Genomic DNA, 16,037 nt, shown 5'->3' with positions numbered 1-16,037 from the left:
GCTCTCCTAGTACATCTTGCGCGGCGGCAGCATGCGCTTCGCCCGCAGGCGCTGCCTGGCCACGGCGCTGGCCTTTTTCCGCTTGCGTTCCGTCGTCGGCTTTTCATAGCCGGTACGACTGCGCAGCTCCCGGATCAGCCCGGTTTTCTCGATGTCGCGGCGGAATCGCCGCAGCGCGACATCGATCGGTTCGTTGACCTTCAGGGTAATGGTTGTCATCAGGGTCCTGTTCAGGAAAAGAGGGAACGGAAAACTAGCCAAGCCGTGTCATGACGGCACTCGCGATCCCGTCCGATTCGAATTCCGAATATCCGGCTCCGATCGACAGTGCGCGTACCGCCGCGAACATCTGCAGTTCTTGCTGATGGCACTGCGCCGAATCGGCGATTCCGGCAGGCACGGTCGTGCCCGTCCAGGTCACCTCGCGCCGTCCGATCAATCCAAGCAGTTCATCGACGATCATTTCGCCCTCCGAATTCATCACGCATTGCATTGCCTGACCGCGTCACATCAAAGCGAGGCGGCGAAAAAATCCTGTTTTTCGCGATTGCCGTCGATGATGCCCTCGGCGAAGCGCAGCGAAGCACGACGCGCATCGCCGGCATTGTCGAACGGGCGACGCTCACGCAGCATGAAAGTCTGGCTGCGGGTCAGCGTATCGTCGGTGCCGCGAAGGCAAATCTTGACCGCCGCATCGAAACCGGCGTCGTAGTTGTGCGGGCTGCCATTGGGCGCCGGCACGTGTGGGTAAATCAGTGGATAAATCTCGAATCCACGGTAGATATGCATGCTCATGACGAACTCCTGGCGTTCGGCCACGACGCATCGCATGGTCGAACACATCCGGCCTGCATCCCCTTGCGGGGCGGGCAGGTAGGGTGAAAGGGACAACGTTGCAGCGCAGAGGCGGGGCGATGCAGCAAGCGGGTATTAGGAGGGGCGAGCGGCCGGCGGGCGGGTGCCGGCTCGAATGAACCCATCATACGCGCATCGTTTGTCGGATGCCCAACTTATTCCGGGTTGCGCGCGACAATGCGCGCAGGGCTAGCCGGACGGCATGCGGTGCCGGCCACGACGCCGACGCTCGCCGCGCCACCCGATCGCGATTACGGGCCCTCGGTGCCGGAGAAGATGTTCCACGCGACGTCAGTCGACCCGCAAGTGTTCGCGCGTCGGCCAACGGCTTCCTGCCACCTGTTGCCACGCTCGCTCCAGTCGGCACGACCGCCATTCAAGCGCTAAAATCCGCCGCCTGAGCATCCACAACGAGCAAGCGTTTTGACGGCGTTCGAGCACGGTTTCATCCTCACCCGCCACTGGCGGGACACCGCATCCGGCATCGAGATCGAGTTCTGGCTGGCAACCGAACACGGTCCGCGCCGCGTGCGCCTGCGCCCGCAGGAAGCCGTCGCGTTCATTCCCGCCGAACAGCAGGCGCTCGCCGAGCGCGCACTGGCCGGCGAGCGCGAGGCCGAATTGCGCCCGCTCGCGCTGCGCGACTTCCGGCAGCGCCCCGTCGTCGGCCTCTATTGCAAGCGCTACCGCCATCTGTCCGGGCTCCAGAAGCGCCTGGCCGCCGCCGGCGTCGATGTCTACGAAGCCGACGTGCAGCCGCCCGACCGCTACGCGATGGAGCGCTTCATCACGGCCTCCGTGCAGTTCCGCGGCCAGCCCGGCCGCGACGGCACGTTGACCGGTTGCGAGTTGAAGCCCGCCGACAACTACCGCCCGACGCTGCGCTGCGTGTCGCTCGACATCGAAACCAGCGTCCACGGCGAGCTGTATTCGATCGCGCTCGAAGGCTGCGGGCAACGGCAGGTCTACATGCTCGGCCCGCCGAACGGCGACGCGAGCGGCGATGCAGGCGCGCTCGACTTCACCCTCGACTACTGCGACAGCCGGGCCGCGATACTCACGCGGCTCAACGACTGGTTCGAAACACACGATCCCGACGCGGTAATCGGCTGGAACCTCGTGCAATTCGACCTGCGCATCCTGCACGCGCATTCGGAGCAATACGGCATCCCGCTGAAGCTCGGGCGCGGCGGCAGCGTGCTCGACTGGCGCGCGCACGGCCAGCAGCCCGACCATTTCTTCGCAGGCGCAGCCGGCCGGCTGATCCTCGACGGCATCGACATGCTGAAATCCGCGACGTGGACGTTCCCGTCGTTCAGCCTCGAATACGTGTCGCAGGCGCTGCTCGGCGAAGGCAAGTCGATCGACAACCCGTACCAGCGGATGGACGAGATCCAGCGCCGCTTCGATCACGACAAGCCCGCGCTCGCGCGCTACAACCTGAAGGACTGCGAACTCGTCACGCGCATCTTCGACAAGGCCGGCCTGCTGGCCTTCGCACTCGAACGCGCGAGCGTCACGGGCCTCGCGGCCGATCGCACCGGCGGCTCGGTCGCTGCGTTCACGCACCTGTACCTGCCGCGCATGCACCGGCTCGGCTATGTCGCGCCGAACCTCGGCGACGTGACGGGACAGAACAGCCCCGGCGGCTTCGTGATGGATTCGCGCCCCGGCCTGTACGACTCGGTGCTCGTATTCGACTACAAGAGCCTTTATCCGTCGATCATCCGCACCTTCCTGATCGATCCGGTCGGCCTGATCGAAGGGCTCGCCAACCCCGGCGAGGAAGCGTCGGTGCCCGGCTTCCTCGGCGCGCGCTTCTCGCGCACCGCGCACTGCCTGCCCGACGTCGTGCGCCGCGTATGGGAAGGCCGCGACGACGCGAAGCGGCAACGCAACGCACCGCTGTCGCAGGCGCTGAAGATCATCATGAATTCGTTCTACGGCGTGCTCGGCTCGACGGGCTGCCGCTTCTTCGACCCGCGCCTCGCGTCGTCGATCACGATGCGCGGCCACGAGATCATGCATCGCACGCGCGAGCTGATCGAAGCCCAGGGATACGAAGTGATCTACGGCGATACCGATTCGACGTTCGTGTGGCTCGGCCGCGCGCATGATGACGACGAAGCCGGCGCCAAGGGCCGCGCGCTCGTCGCGCACGTGAACCGCTGGTGGCAGGCGCACCTGCGCGACCACTTCGGGCTCGACAGCGCGCTGGAGCTGCAATACGAGCGGCATTACCGCCGCTTCCTGATGCCGACCGTGCGCGGCGCGGAAGAAGGCAGCAAGAAGCGCTACGCGGGCCTCGCGGCCGCGGCCGACGGCAGCGAGGACCTCGTGTTCAAGGGGCTCGAAACGGTGCGCACCGACTGGACGCCGCTCGCGCAGCAGTTCCAGCGCGAGTTGTACCGGCGCGTGTTCCGGCGCGAGCCGTACCAGGATTTCATTCGCGACTACGTACAGCGCACGCTGGCCGGCGAATTCGACGACCAGCTCGTCTACCGCAAGCGCGTGCGCCGGCCGCTGCGCGAATACGAACGCAACGTGCCGCCGCACGTGCGTGCGGCGCGGATCGCCGACGAGTTCAACCTCGCGCAGGGCCGGCCGCTGCAGTATCAGCGCGGCGGCTGGATCAGCTACGTGATGACGACGGCCGGCCCCGAGCCGCTCGAAACGATGTGTGCGCCGATCGACTATGCGTTCTACCTCAGCCGCCAGCTTCAGCCGGTTGCCGATGCGATCCTGCCGTTCCTGCGGGACGATTTCGAGCGCGTGATCTCCGGACAAGGGCAACTGTTCGGCGACTGACGCAACGGTACCGCCCCATCCACTCTTGCTCGTTCTGTAACACAGCTGGCACGGATTCTCCATTTATCCGGGCCGTCCGGGTTCCTAAACTTGTGGCGTCGGTTCAGCCACGCAAATGCGTGCCGAACCGCAACGAAACCGTCTGAGGAAACCGTGAAATCCATCATCGCCACTATCGCCACCGCCGCCGCTACCGCCACCGTTCTCCTCGCCGCACCGGCCGTGTCGTACGCACAGTCGTCGCACTCCACGCTCACGCGCGCCCAGGTACGCCAGGAGCTGTTCGACCTCGAATCGGTCGGCTACGAGCCGATCGCCGCCGACGGCGAGAACTATCCGGGCGACATCGTCGCCGCGCAGGAACGCCTTGCCGCCAAGCGCCTCGCCGAACGCAAGAGCGCCGAAGCGGCCTACGGGTCGAACGGTGCACCGGACGCGGAGTCGGGCGCAGCGGCCGTTGCGACAGTGAAGCAGTAACGCGCCGCTGGCCGCTGCGGGGGAAAGCGCCCTTGCGGGCCGCTCCGCAGCCCGTCCGGCTAAAATACCGGCCTGCTGCGCGTCCCGCCGCGGCTGGAGGAATTTGATCATGACCGCACGTCGCGGTGCCGCGGTCGCCATCGCACCCGGACACGAGACAGCCAGCCTGTCGAAAGCCCAGAGCACGTTCAATACGCTCGTCAAGCAGATCGAAAAGCGGCGCGAGCGTCTCGCCGCGTGGGACGCCGTGATGCCGGCCTTCCAGAAGAAATACGTCGACGGGCTGCTGCCGCTCGAACAGGCGTCGACGGCGTTGCGGATCAGGTTGCTCAATCTGCTCGACGACGCGTTCCTGCAGAAGGGCTTGAGCAAGGCCGAGCAGCGCACGCTGTCGGGGCTGATCGCCGATATGGCGCGCAACCTGCTGGATTTCAGCGACGACGCTGCGTTGAAAGTCATTTACAACCGGCACAGCGCATCGGGCGACGACGCCCCCTCAGCGACCGACCGCACACCGGCAACGCAGAAACCGGGGCCGATGCCTGCCGCTGAACCTGCGGACGATCTCGACGCGCTGTCGCCCGACGAACTCGCCGAGCGCATGCAAGCCGAACTCGACGAGCAGTTCGAGCGCGACATGGCCGCCCACGAGGCCCGGGAGGCGCAGCGCGCGAAGCGCAAGAAAGCGCCCCGGCAATCGGCCGCAACCGCCAGGCGCGAAGCCGAGCAGGCCGAATCGAGCAAGTCGATCCGCGAGATCTATCGCAAGCTCGCGAGCGCGCTGCACCCCGATCGCGAAACCGATCCGCAAGAGCAGGAACGCAAGACCGTGCTGATGCAGCGGGTCAACCACGCGTACGCGAAGGGCAATCTGCTGCAACTGCTGGAACTGCAGCTGGAAATCGAACAGATCGACCGGCGCGCGATCGACGGCCTGAGCGAAGCGCGACTGACGCGCTACAACGGCATCCTGGAGGAGCAGATCCGCGAACTGGATCAGGAGATCGTGCACGTCGAGAACGATTTCAGGCGAACGTACGGCATCGCGTCGTCCACGAAGGTCGCGCCCGATACCGTGATGCGGATGCTCACGCGCGATATCGCCGGCATGCAGCGGAGCAACCAGGACCTGACCGTGGCGCTGCGCGAGTTCGAGGATCCGGACAACGTCCGCGACTGGCTGAAGGACATGAAGCGCCGGCCGGCTTCGTCGCGCTTCGACGACGATTCGTATTGACCCGGCAAGGGCGGACGAACGTGCGACGCGCACGCCCCACCCGTCACCGCACCTCGCCGATCCCGCCCATCAACGTCATCAGCTGCTCGCGCAGCCACCGGCTGCCCTGGTCCTGATCGGCGCTGCGGTGCCAGTAGCAGAAGTAATCGAGCCCCGGCATCTCGAACGGCAGTTCGAGGATGCGCGCGGGATAGCGCTGCAGCAGCCGCAGCGGCGCCGTCAGTGCGAGATCGCCGCGCATCGCGATCAGCGGCGCGACCATGTAGTGCTGCACGCGCATCTGGATGTTGCGGCGCAGCCCGAGCCGCGTCAGCTCGGCATCGACGTGCCCGCTGCCCTTGCGGCGGCTCGACACGTGGATGTGCCCCATCGACAGGTAGTCGTCCATGGTGAGCGTGTCGCCCCTGAACGGATGATCGTCGCGGATCATGCATGCATAGCGGTCCTGCACGAGCAGCGCCTGGTGCAGATGCGGATCGCCGATCAGCGGCGCGTCGATCGCGATATCGACGGAACCGTTCGCGAGCGCGGTCGCGACTTCGCGGCGGTCCATCGTGTAGCTGCGCACGTGCATGCCGGGCGCCTGCGTCTGCAGCAGTTCGCCGAGCGCGGGCAGCAGCAGCGCTTCGGTCAGGTCGCTCATGCTGAGCCGGAACACGCGCTCGGACGACGCCGGATCGAACACGTCGCCTTCGTGCGCGCTCGAATCGAGCAGTTGCAGCGCCTCGCGCACGCGGCCGACGATGTTCTCGGCCATCGGCGTCGGCATCATCCCGGCCGGCGTGCTGACGAACAGCGGATCGTCCAGCGTCTTGCGCAGCCGTGCCAGCGCATTGCTGACGGCCGGCTGCGTGAGGTTCAGCACCTCGGCCGCGCGCGTCAGGTTGCGCTTGTTGTAGATCGCCTCGAATACGACGAACAGGTTCAGATCAATCTTCGTAAGGCGCATCGCCGGATCTCCTTGCCGAGATCTTACGGCGGGCGCCATTCGTTCGTCCACGTCGCCGCGCTCAACCGCGCAGCGGCGGCGTCAGGTACGGCGCGGTCGAACCGGGCTCGCCGTCCTTGATCTCCATCCGCGCAATGGCCTGCAGGTGCACCTCGTCCGGGCCGTCGGCGAAGCGTAGCGCGCGGCCCCAGGTCCACAGATCGGCGAGCGGCGTATCGGGGCTCAACCCCGCCGCGCCGAACACCTGCATCGCGCGGTCGCACACATCGGTATAGACGGTCGGCACGAGCGCCTTGATCATCGAGATCTCCTTGCGCGCGGCCTTCGCGCCGACCTTGTCGATCATCCACGCGGCCTTCAGCACGAGCAGGCGCGCCTGGTCGATCTCGATCCGCGAGCGCGCGATCCATTCGCCGACGGTGCCGTGCCGGTTCAGCGGCTTGCCGAACGCGACGCGCGACTGCGCGCGGTCGACCATCAATTCCAGCGCCAGCTCGGCCGCGCCGATCGAGCGCATGCAGTGGTGGATGCGGCCCGGCCCGAGGCGCGCCTGCGCGAGCGCGAAGCCGCTGCCTTCCTCGCCGAGCAGGTTGCGCGCCGGCACGCGCACGTTGTCGAACGTGATCTCGCAGTGCCCTTCCGGTGCGTAGTGATTGACGACCGTGATGTTGCGCACGACCGTCACGCCCGGCGTGTCGCGCGGCACGAGGATCATGCTCTGCTGCTGGTGCGACTCGGCCTCGGGATCGGTCTTCCCCATCACGATGAAGATCTTGCAGTTCGGATGCGCGGCGTTCGTGATGAACCACTTGCGGCCGTTGATCACGTACTCGTCGCCCGCGCGCTCGATGCGCGTCGTGATGTTCGTCGCGTCCGACGACGCGACGTCGGGCTCCGTCATTGCGAACGCCGAGCGGATCTCGCCGCGCAAGAGCGGCAGCAGCCACTGTTCACGCTGCTCGGGCGTCGCGAACATGTGCAGCAGCTCCATGTTGCCGGTGTCCGGTGCGTTGCAGTTGAACACTTCCGATGCCCAGCCCACGCGCCCCATGATCTCGGCGAGCGGCGCGTATTCGAGGTTCGTCAGGCCCGTGCCGGGCTCGTCGTCCTTCAGGTGCGGCAGGAACAGGTTCCACAGCCCTTCCGCCTTCGCGCGCTCCTTCAGTTCCTCCATGAACGACACCGGGTACTGGCCCGCATGGACTTCCTCGTTCCACTGGCGGATGCGCGGCACGATGTGCGCGTCCATGAATGCGCGCACGCGTTCGCGCAGTGCTTCCACTTTCGGGGTGTAGCCAAATTCCATGATCGACTCCTCGAGATTCGGTGTTTCCGTTCGTTCGGTTCAGAAGGCCGAGACGCCGCCGTCGACGGCGACGGCCTGCCCGGTCAGATAAGTGTTTTCCTTCGCGCACAGCGTCAGCATCGTCGCGACGATTTCGTCGGGCCTGCCGAGCCGCTTCATCGGCGAGCCTTGCGCGAGAAAGTCCTGGCGGTCGCCGATCTCGCTGTCGGTCACCATCGGCGTCGTGCTGTAGAACGGGCACACCGCGTTCACGCGAATGCCGTGGCGCGCATATTCGAGCGCAGCCGTTTTCGTGAGCCCGACCACCGCATGCTTCGACGCCGCATACGCGGCGAGCTTCGGCGCGCCGCCGAGACCGGCCATCGACGCGACGTTGAGGATCACGCCTGCGCGCTGCGTAAGCATCTGGCGGATCTGGTGCTTCATCCCGAAGAACACGCCCTTCGCGTTCACCGCGAAGCTCAGGTCGAGATCGGCTTCGTCGGTATCGATCAGCGCCTTCATCGGCGGCGCGATGCCCGCGTTGTTGATGCCGACGTCGAGCCGCCCGAAGCGCGCGACGGCTTCATGCACCAGCGCTGCGACGTCCGCTTCGACGCGCACGTCGCAGCGCTGCGCGATCACGTCGGCGCCGGCCGCGCGCAGCGGCGCGGCCACGCGTTCGAGCGCCTCGCCGTTCAGGTCGCCGAGCGCGAGCCGCGCGCCCATCGCGGCGAGTTCGCTCGCGAGCAGCGCGCCGAAGCCGCTCGCGGCGCCGGTGATCATCACGGCCTGGCCGGCGTAGCTGTCGATCTTCATCGCGCGCTCAGATCGTCAGGCCGCCGTCAACGACGATGCATTCGCCGTTCGTGTAGCTCGCCGCATCCGACACGAGATACAGCACGGTGCCGGCCATTTCGCGCGGCTCCGCATGGCGCTGCAGCGGGATCTTCGCCTTCCACGTCTCGTAGATGTCCTTGTCGGCGAACAGCGCGCCCGCGAACTTCGTCTTCGTGAGCCCCGGCAGCAGCGCGTTCACGCGGATGCCGAGCGGCCCGCACTCCTTCGCGAACGCCTTCGTCATGTTGACGACGGCCGCCTTCGTGATCGAGTAGATGCCCTGCCGGTCGCCCGGTTGCAGCGCATTCACCGACGCCGTGTTGACGATCGCGCCGCCGCCGTGTTCCTTCATCAGCTTGCCGGCTTCGACCGACATGAAGAAGTAGCCGCGGATGTTCACGTCGACGGTCTTGTCGTACGCGGCGAGATCGGTGTCGAGGATGTGCCCGAAATACGGGTTTGCCGCCGCGTTGTTCACGAGGATGTCGAGCCGCCCGTGCTTGCCGCGGATATGCTCGAACGTCGCGGCGATATCCTCCAGGCGCCCGACGTGGCACGCCAGCGCCTCGGCGCGGCCGCCCGCCGCGACGATCGCGTCGGCCACGGCCCGGCAGTCGTCGAGCTTGCGGCTCGACACGATCACGTGCGCGCCCTGCTCCGCGAGCAGCTTCGCGATTTCCTCGCCGATGCCTCGGCTTGCGCCCGTCACCAGCGCGATCTTGCCCGTCAGGTCGAACAGGTTCGTTGCCATGTTGCTGTGCTCCTCCATTGATTGGATTGTCGTGTCGCCGCTCGGCGCGCGTTGCGATTCGTGCCGATATCAGCGATGCGCGTCGATCACGCCGACGGCCAGTTCGGCCAGCCGGCCGGCCATTTCGCCGACGCGCAGCGCCTGCTCGCTCGATGCGTTGCCCTGCAGCGCGCGCGCCTTCACGCCCTGCGCGATTGCCGCGAGCCGGAAGAAACTGAATGCGAGGTAGAAGTGCCAGTCGCGGATCGGCGCGATGCCGCGCAGCTCGCAATAGCGCGCGACGATCGCCGCTTCGTCAGGAATGCCGAGCGTCGCGCGATCCTGGCCCGCGAGCCCGCGCACCTGCCCGCCTGACGGCAGCCGCAGGCACATGCAGAAATACGCGAGGTCGGCGAGCGGGTTGCCGAGCGTCGACAGTTCCCAGTCGAGCACGGCCTGCACGCGATAGCCGTCGCGCGCGAACATCAGGTTGTCGATCCGGAAATCGCCGTGCACCAGCGCCGGCCGGCCCGTGTCCTCGGGGCACGCCTTCGGCAGCCAGTCGATCAGCGTTTCCATCGCGTCGAGGCGCCCGGTTTCGGCCGCGCGATACTGCTTGGTCCACACGCCGATCTGGCGTTCGAAGTAGTTGCCGGGGCGGCCGTAGTCGGCGAGGCCCACCGCATCGACATCGACGTCGTGCAGCGCGGCCATCGTCTGCAGCAGCGCGTCGTAGCAGGTCGCGCGATCGGCCTGCGGCAGTTCCGGCAGCGCGGGATCCCAGAAGATCCGGCCATCCTCGAAACTCATCACGTAGAACAGGCTGCCGATCACGTCGCGGTCTTCGCAGAGGTGATACGGGCGCGCGACCGGCACCGCGGTGCAAGACAGCGCGGTCAGCACGCGGAATTCGCGGTCGACCGCATGCGCGGATTTCAGCAGTTCGCCCGGCGGCTGGCGACGCAGCACGTAGCGGCCGCTCTTCGCGTTCAGCAGGAAAGTCGGGTTCGACTGGCCGCCGGCAAACTTCTCCGTGTCGACCGGGCCTTCGAAGCCCGGCACGTGCGTTTCCAGATAGCGCGTGAGGCGGGCTACGTCGAGTTGCTGGGAAGGGTTCGTCATCGTCGCGATCGTTCGTGGGTCAGCCGTAGGTCCGCCATGTGTACCGTTCGGGATCCTCAAGGTGCGGGATGCCGTTGAACGACGCGAGGTGGAACGCATCGGCGTTGAAGAAAAACTGCGAAAGACTGCTGTTGCGGATCTGCAGGTTCAGCGCGATCGCGCTCGACGGCGGCGCAGCGAGCACCTGCTGGACGGTCACCGCGATCGGGCCGCCGGAGCTCACCGCGAGCACGCGCTGGCCGCCGCCGTGGCGGATCGCGGCGCGTGCATCGGCCACGCGCTGCTGGAAATGCGACCAGGTTTCGGGGGCCGCGTCGCCGAGCTTGTCCTCGGTCCAAAGCTGCAGCACCTGCCGGAGCGCACGGAAGTGCTCCTTCATCGAACCGGCGGCAAGCCGTGCGATCTCGGGATAGTCGTGGGCGGCCGCTGCGAACAGCCCATGGAAGTCGTATTCGTTCAGGCCCGGATGGCGGTCGACCGGCACGCCTTCGCGGCCCATCCCGTGCAGGATCGCGTCAACCGTCTGCGCGTGGCGGGTCATCGTGCCGCAGATCACGCGGTCGAACGCCAGGCCCTGCCGCGCGAAGTATTCGCCGAGCCAGGCGCCCTGCTGCTCGCCGGCAGGAGAAAGCCGGTCGTAGTCGTCGGTGCCGAATGACGCCTGCCCGTGCCGTACCAGAAAGAGTTCAGCCATTGCATGCCCGCCTGAGTGAAGGATTCAGCATAGCGAGCCGGCGACCATTTTTAAAATTTATTTGGTGAATGAGCGGGTATTCACATCGTCAATTCCCGTGCCGCCGCCTTAAGACGCGCCGTGGGATCGTCCGACTTATACTGCGCGATCCGCCCCCTTCACAGGAGTCCCGCCCATGTCGCATTCCCCGCCGAACGACCTGCCCCGCTACCGCCTGCTGACGGGCAAGGACGACGCCGCGTTTTGCCATCGTGTGTCGGACGCGCTGGCGCTCGGCTATCGCCTGTACGGATCGCCCGCCGCCACCTTCAACGGCGATCACGTCGTCGTCGCCCAAGCATTGCTCTGGCCGGACAGCGACGCATGAGCGCCGGCGCGTAACCCCGATCGCCCTGCCGCGCATCGCCCGATCCGGCATCGGCACCCAAGGATTCACAGGCGCCGGCCGTGCGGCACGCGAATTGCGATGTCGGACACCGTGTCGAATAAATCCAGGAGGGATGCGATGCTCGGTACGATCCTCATCATCGTTCTGATTCTGCTGCTCATCGGGGCATTTCCTTCATGGCCGCATAGCCGAAGCTGGGGCTACTGGCCATCGGGGACCGTCGGGCTGATCGTCGTCATTGTCGTGATACTGGTGCTGCTCGGTCGCATCTGAGTCCGGACGCGCGTGCCGCTGCATGGGCACGCGCGCTCCGATATCGCCATCGTGACTTCTTTACACGCGAAAGTAAGTCGTAAAGGGAAACGCAGCGGCATCGCATACGCTTACTCGCGCGTTCGCTCGATTCGGGTCCGCCCGCCCACGGACACGGTGTGTCGCGATCACGTGCGCCATTTCTCGTGGAGGCCCCCTCCGATGTGCAGACGCGCCATCGGGTGATCCCTCTGCTGCGCGCAATACGGCACGTTGCGCGCAGACTCACACGCCCCTCCGGCCTCCGTTCGGCGGATTTGGCCATACGGTAGTATGGCGACCTGATGGAACCCCGATGGATCTGAACGAGTGGCCATGCCCGACTTTTCTTCATCTCCCGGCGCCGGCCACGGCGCGCAAGCGCTCGTCCTCATCGCCGAGGACGAACCCGAGATCGCCGAGATCCTGATCGCCTACTTCGCGCGCAACGGCCTGCGCACCGTACACGCCGCCGACGGCCGCCGCGCGCTCGAACTCCACCTGTCGCTGAAACCCGACCTCGTGCTGCTCGACGTGCAGATGCCGCACGTCGACGGCTGGAAGGTGCTCGCCGAAATCCGCCATCGCGGCGACACGCCGGTCATCATGCTGACGGCGCTCGACCAGGACATCGACAAGCTGACCGGGCTGCGCATCGGCGCCGACGACTACGTGGTCAAGCCGTTCAACCCGGCCGAAGTCGTCGCGCGCGCACAGGCCGTGCTGCGCCGGTCGATGGCCGGCTCGCGTCAGGAAGAACAGCGCGTGCTGCGCGCCGCGCCGTTCGAGATCGATCTCGAGCACCACGAAGCGACGGTCGAAGTCGACGGCACGCGCCACACGCTCGTGCTGACGCTCACCGAATTCAAGCTGCTCGCGCAACTCGCGCGTGCGCCTCGCCGCGTGTTCAGCCGCGCCGAGCTGATGGCCACCTGCCTGCCGGAAGGCGATGCGCTGGAGCGCACCGTGGACAGCCACGTCAGCAAGCTGCGCAAGAAGCTCGACGATCTCGGCGTCGCCGGCGTACCGGCGAGCGTGCGCGGCGTCGGCTACAAACTGTGGAGCGGCGAGTGAAACTCGACGGCCTGAGCCGCCAGATCGCGCTGACGATGGGCGCGATCGCCTTCGGCATCACGGTGCTGATCGTCGTGACGGCCTATGCGTTCTACTACCTGCTGTACCAGTACTCGCCGCAGTCGTTCCAGCCGGAAAGCTGGCTTCCGAGCGGGCCGGAATGGGTGTGGATCACCTCGACCACGCTGGTCGGCCTGTTGATCGCGGTCGTCGTCGCGATCAACCTGTCGCGCCGCATCCTTGTGCCGCTCAATTCGGTGACGGACAGCATCCGCCGCGTCGCGCGCGGCGATCTGGGTGCGCGGGCCGTCGCCGGAGACCGTTCGTTGAAGGAAGCGGCGCTGCTCGCCGACAACTTCAATGCGCTCGCGAGCGAGCTGCAGCGCGTGACCGACGAGCAGACGTTCTGGAACGCGGCGATCGCGCATGAACTGCGCACGCCCGTGACCGTGCTGCGCGGGCGGCTGCAGGGGCTCGCCGAAGGCGTGTTCACGCCGAGCGAAGCGCTGTTCCGCAGCCTGCTCGCGCAGGTCGAAGGGTTGACGCGGCTGATCGAGGATCTGCGCGTGGTCAGCCTCGCCGACAGCGGCCACCTGAGCATCGAGATCCGCGACACCGACCTCGCCGCCGAGGTGCGCGCCGTGGTCGACGTGTTCGCGCACGCGCTGCAGGCCGCCGGCCAGCATCCGGAACTCGATCTCGACCCGCGCCGCATGCGCTGCGACCCGGTCCGCATCCGCCAGGCATTGCTGGCACTGCTGGAAAACGCCCGCCGCCACGCGGTGCCCGGCGCGATCCGGATCCAGACGCGCATCGAGAACGGCATGTGCCGGCTGCGCGTCGAGGACGACGGCCCCGGCATCGCGGCCGATTTCGCGCCGCACGTGTTCCAGGCGTTCCGGCGCGTCGACGAGTCGCAACCCGGCGGCACGGGCCTCGGGCTCGCCGTCGTCGCGGCGATCGCGCATGCGCACCGCGGCGAAGCGCTGTGCGTGCCAACCGGCGCGGGCGGCACGCGGTTCGAGGTGCAGTGGCCCGACGACCTCGTGCCGGCGCCCGACGGCGAACGGTTCCCGGCGTAACGCGCGCCCTTACACCTTTACACCTTCACGCGCGCGGTTCGCGCCCGACCTGTTCGAGCGGCGGGCCGAACCCGAGCATCGCGTACTCCGTCACGGACACCGTCCCTTTCCCTGCCGCGCCCTGCACGACCACCGCGCGCACGGCGCCGGCCCGGTCGAATTTCAGTTTCACGCCGACCGTCGCGTTACGCAGCGCCTCCAGCTCCTCGATCCGCGCGATCGCCAGCTTGCGCACCGCACCGGACACGTACACGGGCAGGAACACCAGCGCGATGAAGATCGACACCGCATCCTTCGACACGCTGTCCAGCACCGGCTGGCCCGACATCACGAGCGACAGCGACGTCGCGGCGACGAAGATCGCGAGCACGGTCGCGCCGACGCCGAGCGACGCGAGCCGCTCGGCCGCCTTCTTCATGCGGGCCTTCACGAGCGCGCGGGCGGGGGCCGCCGTCATCAGCCATTCGCGCTGCGCGCCGTAGAAGCCGGCGAAGCCGAGGAACAGCGTCGCGACCGCGCTGACCGCGATGCTGGTGTAAAGCGCGTCGACCATCATGCAGACGAATTCGAGCGCGAACACGATCGCGAGCGGGCACAGCAGCAGGCGGAACGAATAGCCGTCGCGGCCGTGCCCGCGGATCCACCATCTCACCGGCGCGAGCTGCCAGAAGCGGCTCTCCGGGCGGAGTGAAAGTTCGTCGTTGTCGGTCAATTCGTCACCCGTGGTGTTCCGTTGCGTCTGTCGGTCCGGCGCGGCTGAAACAGGAATGAATGCCGCAGGTTATCAATTGATCCAAAAGATTCATTAGACACTGTCTCGGCCGCCGCGCGATGCTGGCCTCGCCCGTGAACGCCGCGTCATTGCAACGCCGCGCACGAAAATGGAGTGAGACACATGCCCAACGACCATCGTCAACGGCGCCACACGCTGTGGCTGCTGTGCGCGCTTTCGTTCATCCTCTACGTCGACCGCGTCAACCTCGCGACCGCGGCCGGCGCGATCAAGGCCGAGCTCGGCCTGTCGAATACCGAACTCGGCGTCGCATTCTCCGCGTTCGCATATTCGTACGCAATCTGCCAGATCGGCGGCGGCTGGATCGCCGACCGGTTCGGCGCCCGCATCACGCTGATCGGCTGCGGGCTGATCTGGGTCGTCTCCACCTTCACGACGGGGCTCGTGCACAGCCTCGGGCTGTTGTTCGCCGCGCGCCTGCTGCTCGGCATCGGCGAAGGCGCGACGCTACCGGCCCAGGCCCGCGCGATCACGCACTGGTTCCCGCGCGAGCGGCGCGGCGTCGTGCAGGGCTTCACGCATTCGTTCTCGCGGCTCGGCAACGCGGTCACGCCGCCCATCGTCGCCGCGCTGATGACCTGGCTGTCGTGGCGCGCGGCGTTCTTCGTGATCGGCGCAGTCACGCTCGTCTGGCTCGCGTGGTGGATCGTCGGTTTCCGCGAGCATCCGCTCGGCGACGACGACGGCCGCACGCGCGCCGCGCGCCCTGCCGCACCGTCCGGCCCGACGCCTTGGGGGCCGCTGTTCCGCCGGATGGCGCCCACCATCTTCGTCTACTTCTGCTACGGCTGGACCGCGTGGCTGTTCTTCACATGGCTGCCGACGTTCTTCCTGAACGGCCAGGGCCTGAACCTGAAATCGACCGCGCTGTTCGCGTCCGGCGTGTTCTTCGCGGGTGTGGTCGGCGACACGCTCGGCGGCTGGCTCTGCGACCGCATCTACCGGAAGACCGGCAACCTCGCGCTGTCGCGCCAGAGCGTGATCGTCACGAGCTTCGTCGGCGCGCTCGTCTGCCTGCTGCCGCTGGCGGTCGTCCACTCGACGGCCGGCGTCGCGCTGTGCCTGTCCGGGTCGTTCCTGTGCCTCGAACTGACGATCGGGCCGATCTGGGCCGTGCCGAGCGACATCGCGCCGACCCATGCCGGTATCGCGAGCGGGATGATGAACGCCGGTTCCGCGATCTCGGGGATTCTGTCGCCGATCCTGTTCGGCTACCTTGTCGACCGCACTGGCAGCTGGACGGTGCCGTTCATCGGCTCGGTCGCGATGCTGTTGATCGGGATCGTCGCCGCGCTGCGGATCCGCCCGGACCGCACGCTGTCCGAAACGATGCCGACGCTCGCCGACGCGCCGGCCGCGCCGTCGGCGCGCTAAAGCGGTTCGCTTCGGGTTCGCCTGCCTCGGCCGCCTCG

18 protein-coding genes are annotated in these 16,037 nt (G+C 67.1%); 8 read left to right on the top strand and 10 right to left on the bottom strand.

Translation table 11 applies throughout. The annotated features are described in order from the left end of the window. Nucleotides 1–6: 6 nt before the first annotated feature. From rpsU to DIE03_RS22865, 3 genes are read right to left on the bottom strand one after another with little or no spacing between them, the layout of a single operon-like run. Complete coding sequence (rpsU, locus tag DIE03_RS22875; RefSeq protein WP_124454478.1) at nucleotides 7–219, bottom strand: 30S ribosomal protein S21; 213 nt, start codon at nucleotides 217–219, stop codon at nucleotides 7–9. A 34-nt stretch (nucleotides 220–253) separates the two neighbouring features. After that, nucleotides 254–463: a hypothetical protein gene (locus DIE03_RS22870; protein WP_124454300.1), complete on the bottom strand. Its 210-nt coding sequence runs from the start codon at nucleotides 461–463 to the stop codon at nucleotides 254–256. Nucleotides 464–510: 47 nt separating this feature from the next. Next, nucleotides 511–795 (bottom strand): hypothetical protein, encoded by a 285-nt coding sequence (locus DIE03_RS22865; protein ID WP_124454298.1) that lies wholly within the window; start codon nucleotides 793–795, stop codon nucleotides 511–513. A 483-nt stretch (nucleotides 796–1,278) separates the two neighbouring features. On the opposite strand from DIE03_RS22865, the gene DIE03_RS22860 reads away from it, so the two are divergent. The 3 genes from DIE03_RS22860 to DIE03_RS22850 all read left to right on the top strand — a co-directional run bounded on the left by DIE03_RS22860 (nucleotide 1,279) and on the right by DIE03_RS22850 (nucleotide 5,377). Then, nucleotides 1,279–3,663 carry a DNA polymerase II gene (locus DIE03_RS22860; RefSeq protein ID WP_124454296.1) on the top strand — a complete coding sequence of 795 codons (2,385 nt, stop codon included), beginning with the start codon at nucleotides 1,279–1,281 and terminating at the stop codon, nucleotides 3,661–3,663. Nucleotides 3,664–3,816: 153 nt separating this feature from the next. Next, nucleotides 3,817–4,140 carry a DUF4148 domain-containing protein gene (locus DIE03_RS22855; RefSeq protein ID WP_124454294.1) on the top strand — a complete coding sequence of 108 codons (324 nt, stop codon included), beginning with the start codon at nucleotides 3,817–3,819 and terminating at the stop codon, nucleotides 4,138–4,140. 109 nt (nucleotides 4,141–4,249) lie between these two features. Next, a complete protein-coding gene (locus tag DIE03_RS22850; RefSeq protein ID WP_124454292.1) occupies nucleotides 4,250–5,377 on the top strand; it encodes a J domain-containing protein in 1,128 nt (375 codons plus the stop codon). 43 nt (nucleotides 5,378–5,420) lie between these two features. On the opposite strand, the gene DIE03_RS22845 is transcribed toward DIE03_RS22850, so the two are convergent. The 6 genes from DIE03_RS22845 to DIE03_RS22820 all read right to left on the bottom strand — a co-directional run bounded on the left by DIE03_RS22845 (nucleotide 5,421) and on the right by DIE03_RS22820 (nucleotide 10,997). Continuing rightward, on the bottom strand, nucleotides 5,421–6,326 hold the full coding sequence (locus DIE03_RS22845) for a LysR family transcriptional regulator (RefSeq protein WP_124454290.1): 906 nt from the start codon (nucleotides 6,324–6,326) through the stop codon (nucleotides 5,421–5,423). A 61-nt stretch (nucleotides 6,327–6,387) separates the two neighbouring features. Then, complete coding sequence (locus DIE03_RS22840; protein WP_124454288.1) at nucleotides 6,388–7,632, bottom strand: acyl-CoA dehydrogenase family protein; 1,245 nt, start codon at nucleotides 7,630–7,632, stop codon at nucleotides 6,388–6,390. Between the two features lie 39 nt (nucleotides 7,633–7,671). Next, nucleotides 7,672–8,430 carry an SDR family NAD(P)-dependent oxidoreductase gene (locus DIE03_RS22835; protein ID WP_124454286.1) on the bottom strand — a complete coding sequence of 253 codons (759 nt, stop codon included), beginning with the start codon at nucleotides 8,428–8,430 and terminating at the stop codon, nucleotides 7,672–7,674. 7 nt (nucleotides 8,431–8,437) lie between these two features. Beyond that, nucleotides 8,438–9,202 (bottom strand): SDR family oxidoreductase, encoded by a 765-nt coding sequence (locus DIE03_RS22830; protein WP_124454284.1) that lies wholly within the window; start codon nucleotides 9,200–9,202, stop codon nucleotides 8,438–8,440. 69 nt (nucleotides 9,203–9,271) lie between these two features. Continuing rightward, the gene (locus DIE03_RS22825; protein WP_124454282.1) at nucleotides 9,272–10,303 is read right to left on the bottom strand and encodes a phosphotransferase; all 1,032 of its coding nucleotides are present in this window, start codon (nucleotides 10,301–10,303) and stop codon (nucleotides 9,272–9,274) included. A 19-nt stretch (nucleotides 10,304–10,322) separates the two neighbouring features. Next, nucleotides 10,323–10,997, bottom strand: a complete 675-nt coding sequence (locus DIE03_RS22820) for a histidine phosphatase family protein (RefSeq protein WP_124454279.1) — start codon at nucleotides 10,995–10,997, stop codon at nucleotides 10,323–10,325. 175 nt (nucleotides 10,998–11,172) lie between these two features. Between DIE03_RS22820 and DIE03_RS22815 the strand changes: the two genes are divergently transcribed. The 4 genes from DIE03_RS22815 to DIE03_RS22800 all read left to right on the top strand — a co-directional run bounded on the left by DIE03_RS22815 (nucleotide 11,173) and on the right by DIE03_RS22800 (nucleotide 13,832). Further along, nucleotides 11,173–11,364: a DUF1737 domain-containing protein gene (locus DIE03_RS22815; RefSeq protein ID WP_124454278.1), complete on the top strand. Its 192-nt coding sequence runs from the start codon at nucleotides 11,173–11,175 to the stop codon at nucleotides 11,362–11,364. Between the two features lie 138 nt (nucleotides 11,365–11,502). Then, entirely contained in the window at nucleotides 11,503–11,658 is a 156-nt protein-coding gene (locus DIE03_RS22810; RefSeq protein WP_034185249.1) for a DUF3309 family protein, read from the top strand. Nucleotides 11,659–12,012: 354 nt separating this feature from the next. Continuing rightward, nucleotides 12,013–12,750 carry a response regulator gene (locus tag DIE03_RS22805; RefSeq protein WP_124454276.1) on the top strand — a complete coding sequence of 246 codons (738 nt, stop codon included), beginning with the start codon at nucleotides 12,013–12,015 and terminating at the stop codon, nucleotides 12,748–12,750. Continuing rightward, nucleotides 12,747–13,832 carry an ATP-binding protein gene (locus tag DIE03_RS22800; protein ID WP_124454274.1) on the top strand — a complete coding sequence of 362 codons (1,086 nt, stop codon included), beginning with the start codon at nucleotides 12,747–12,749 and terminating at the stop codon, nucleotides 13,830–13,832. Before DIE03_RS22805 ends, DIE03_RS22800 begins: the two co-directional genes overlap by 4 nt. 25 nt (nucleotides 13,833–13,857) lie before the next feature. Here DIE03_RS22800 and DIE03_RS22795 read toward each other — a convergent pair whose 3' ends face one another. Then, complete coding sequence (locus DIE03_RS22795; protein WP_124454271.1) at nucleotides 13,858–14,544, bottom strand: hypothetical protein; 687 nt, start codon at nucleotides 14,542–14,544, stop codon at nucleotides 13,858–13,860. A gap of 183 nt (nucleotides 14,545–14,727) precedes the next feature. On the opposite strand from DIE03_RS22795, the gene DIE03_RS22790 reads away from it, so the two are divergent. Beyond that, nucleotides 14,728–15,999 carry an MFS transporter gene (locus DIE03_RS22790; RefSeq protein WP_124454269.1) on the top strand — a complete coding sequence of 424 codons (1,272 nt, stop codon included), beginning with the start codon at nucleotides 14,728–14,730 and terminating at the stop codon, nucleotides 15,997–15,999. The last annotated feature ends 38 nt before the right edge of the window (nucleotides 16,000–16,037 follow it).

The sequence above is a fragment of the Burkholderia sp. Bp8992 genome (genome assembly GCF_003853705.1).
Taxonomy (GTDB): Bacteria; Pseudomonadota; Gammaproteobacteria; order Burkholderiales; family Burkholderiaceae; genus Burkholderia.
The sequence above is the reverse complement of the archived record's forward strand: the minus strand, read 5'-3'. Positions and strand labels throughout refer to the sequence as shown.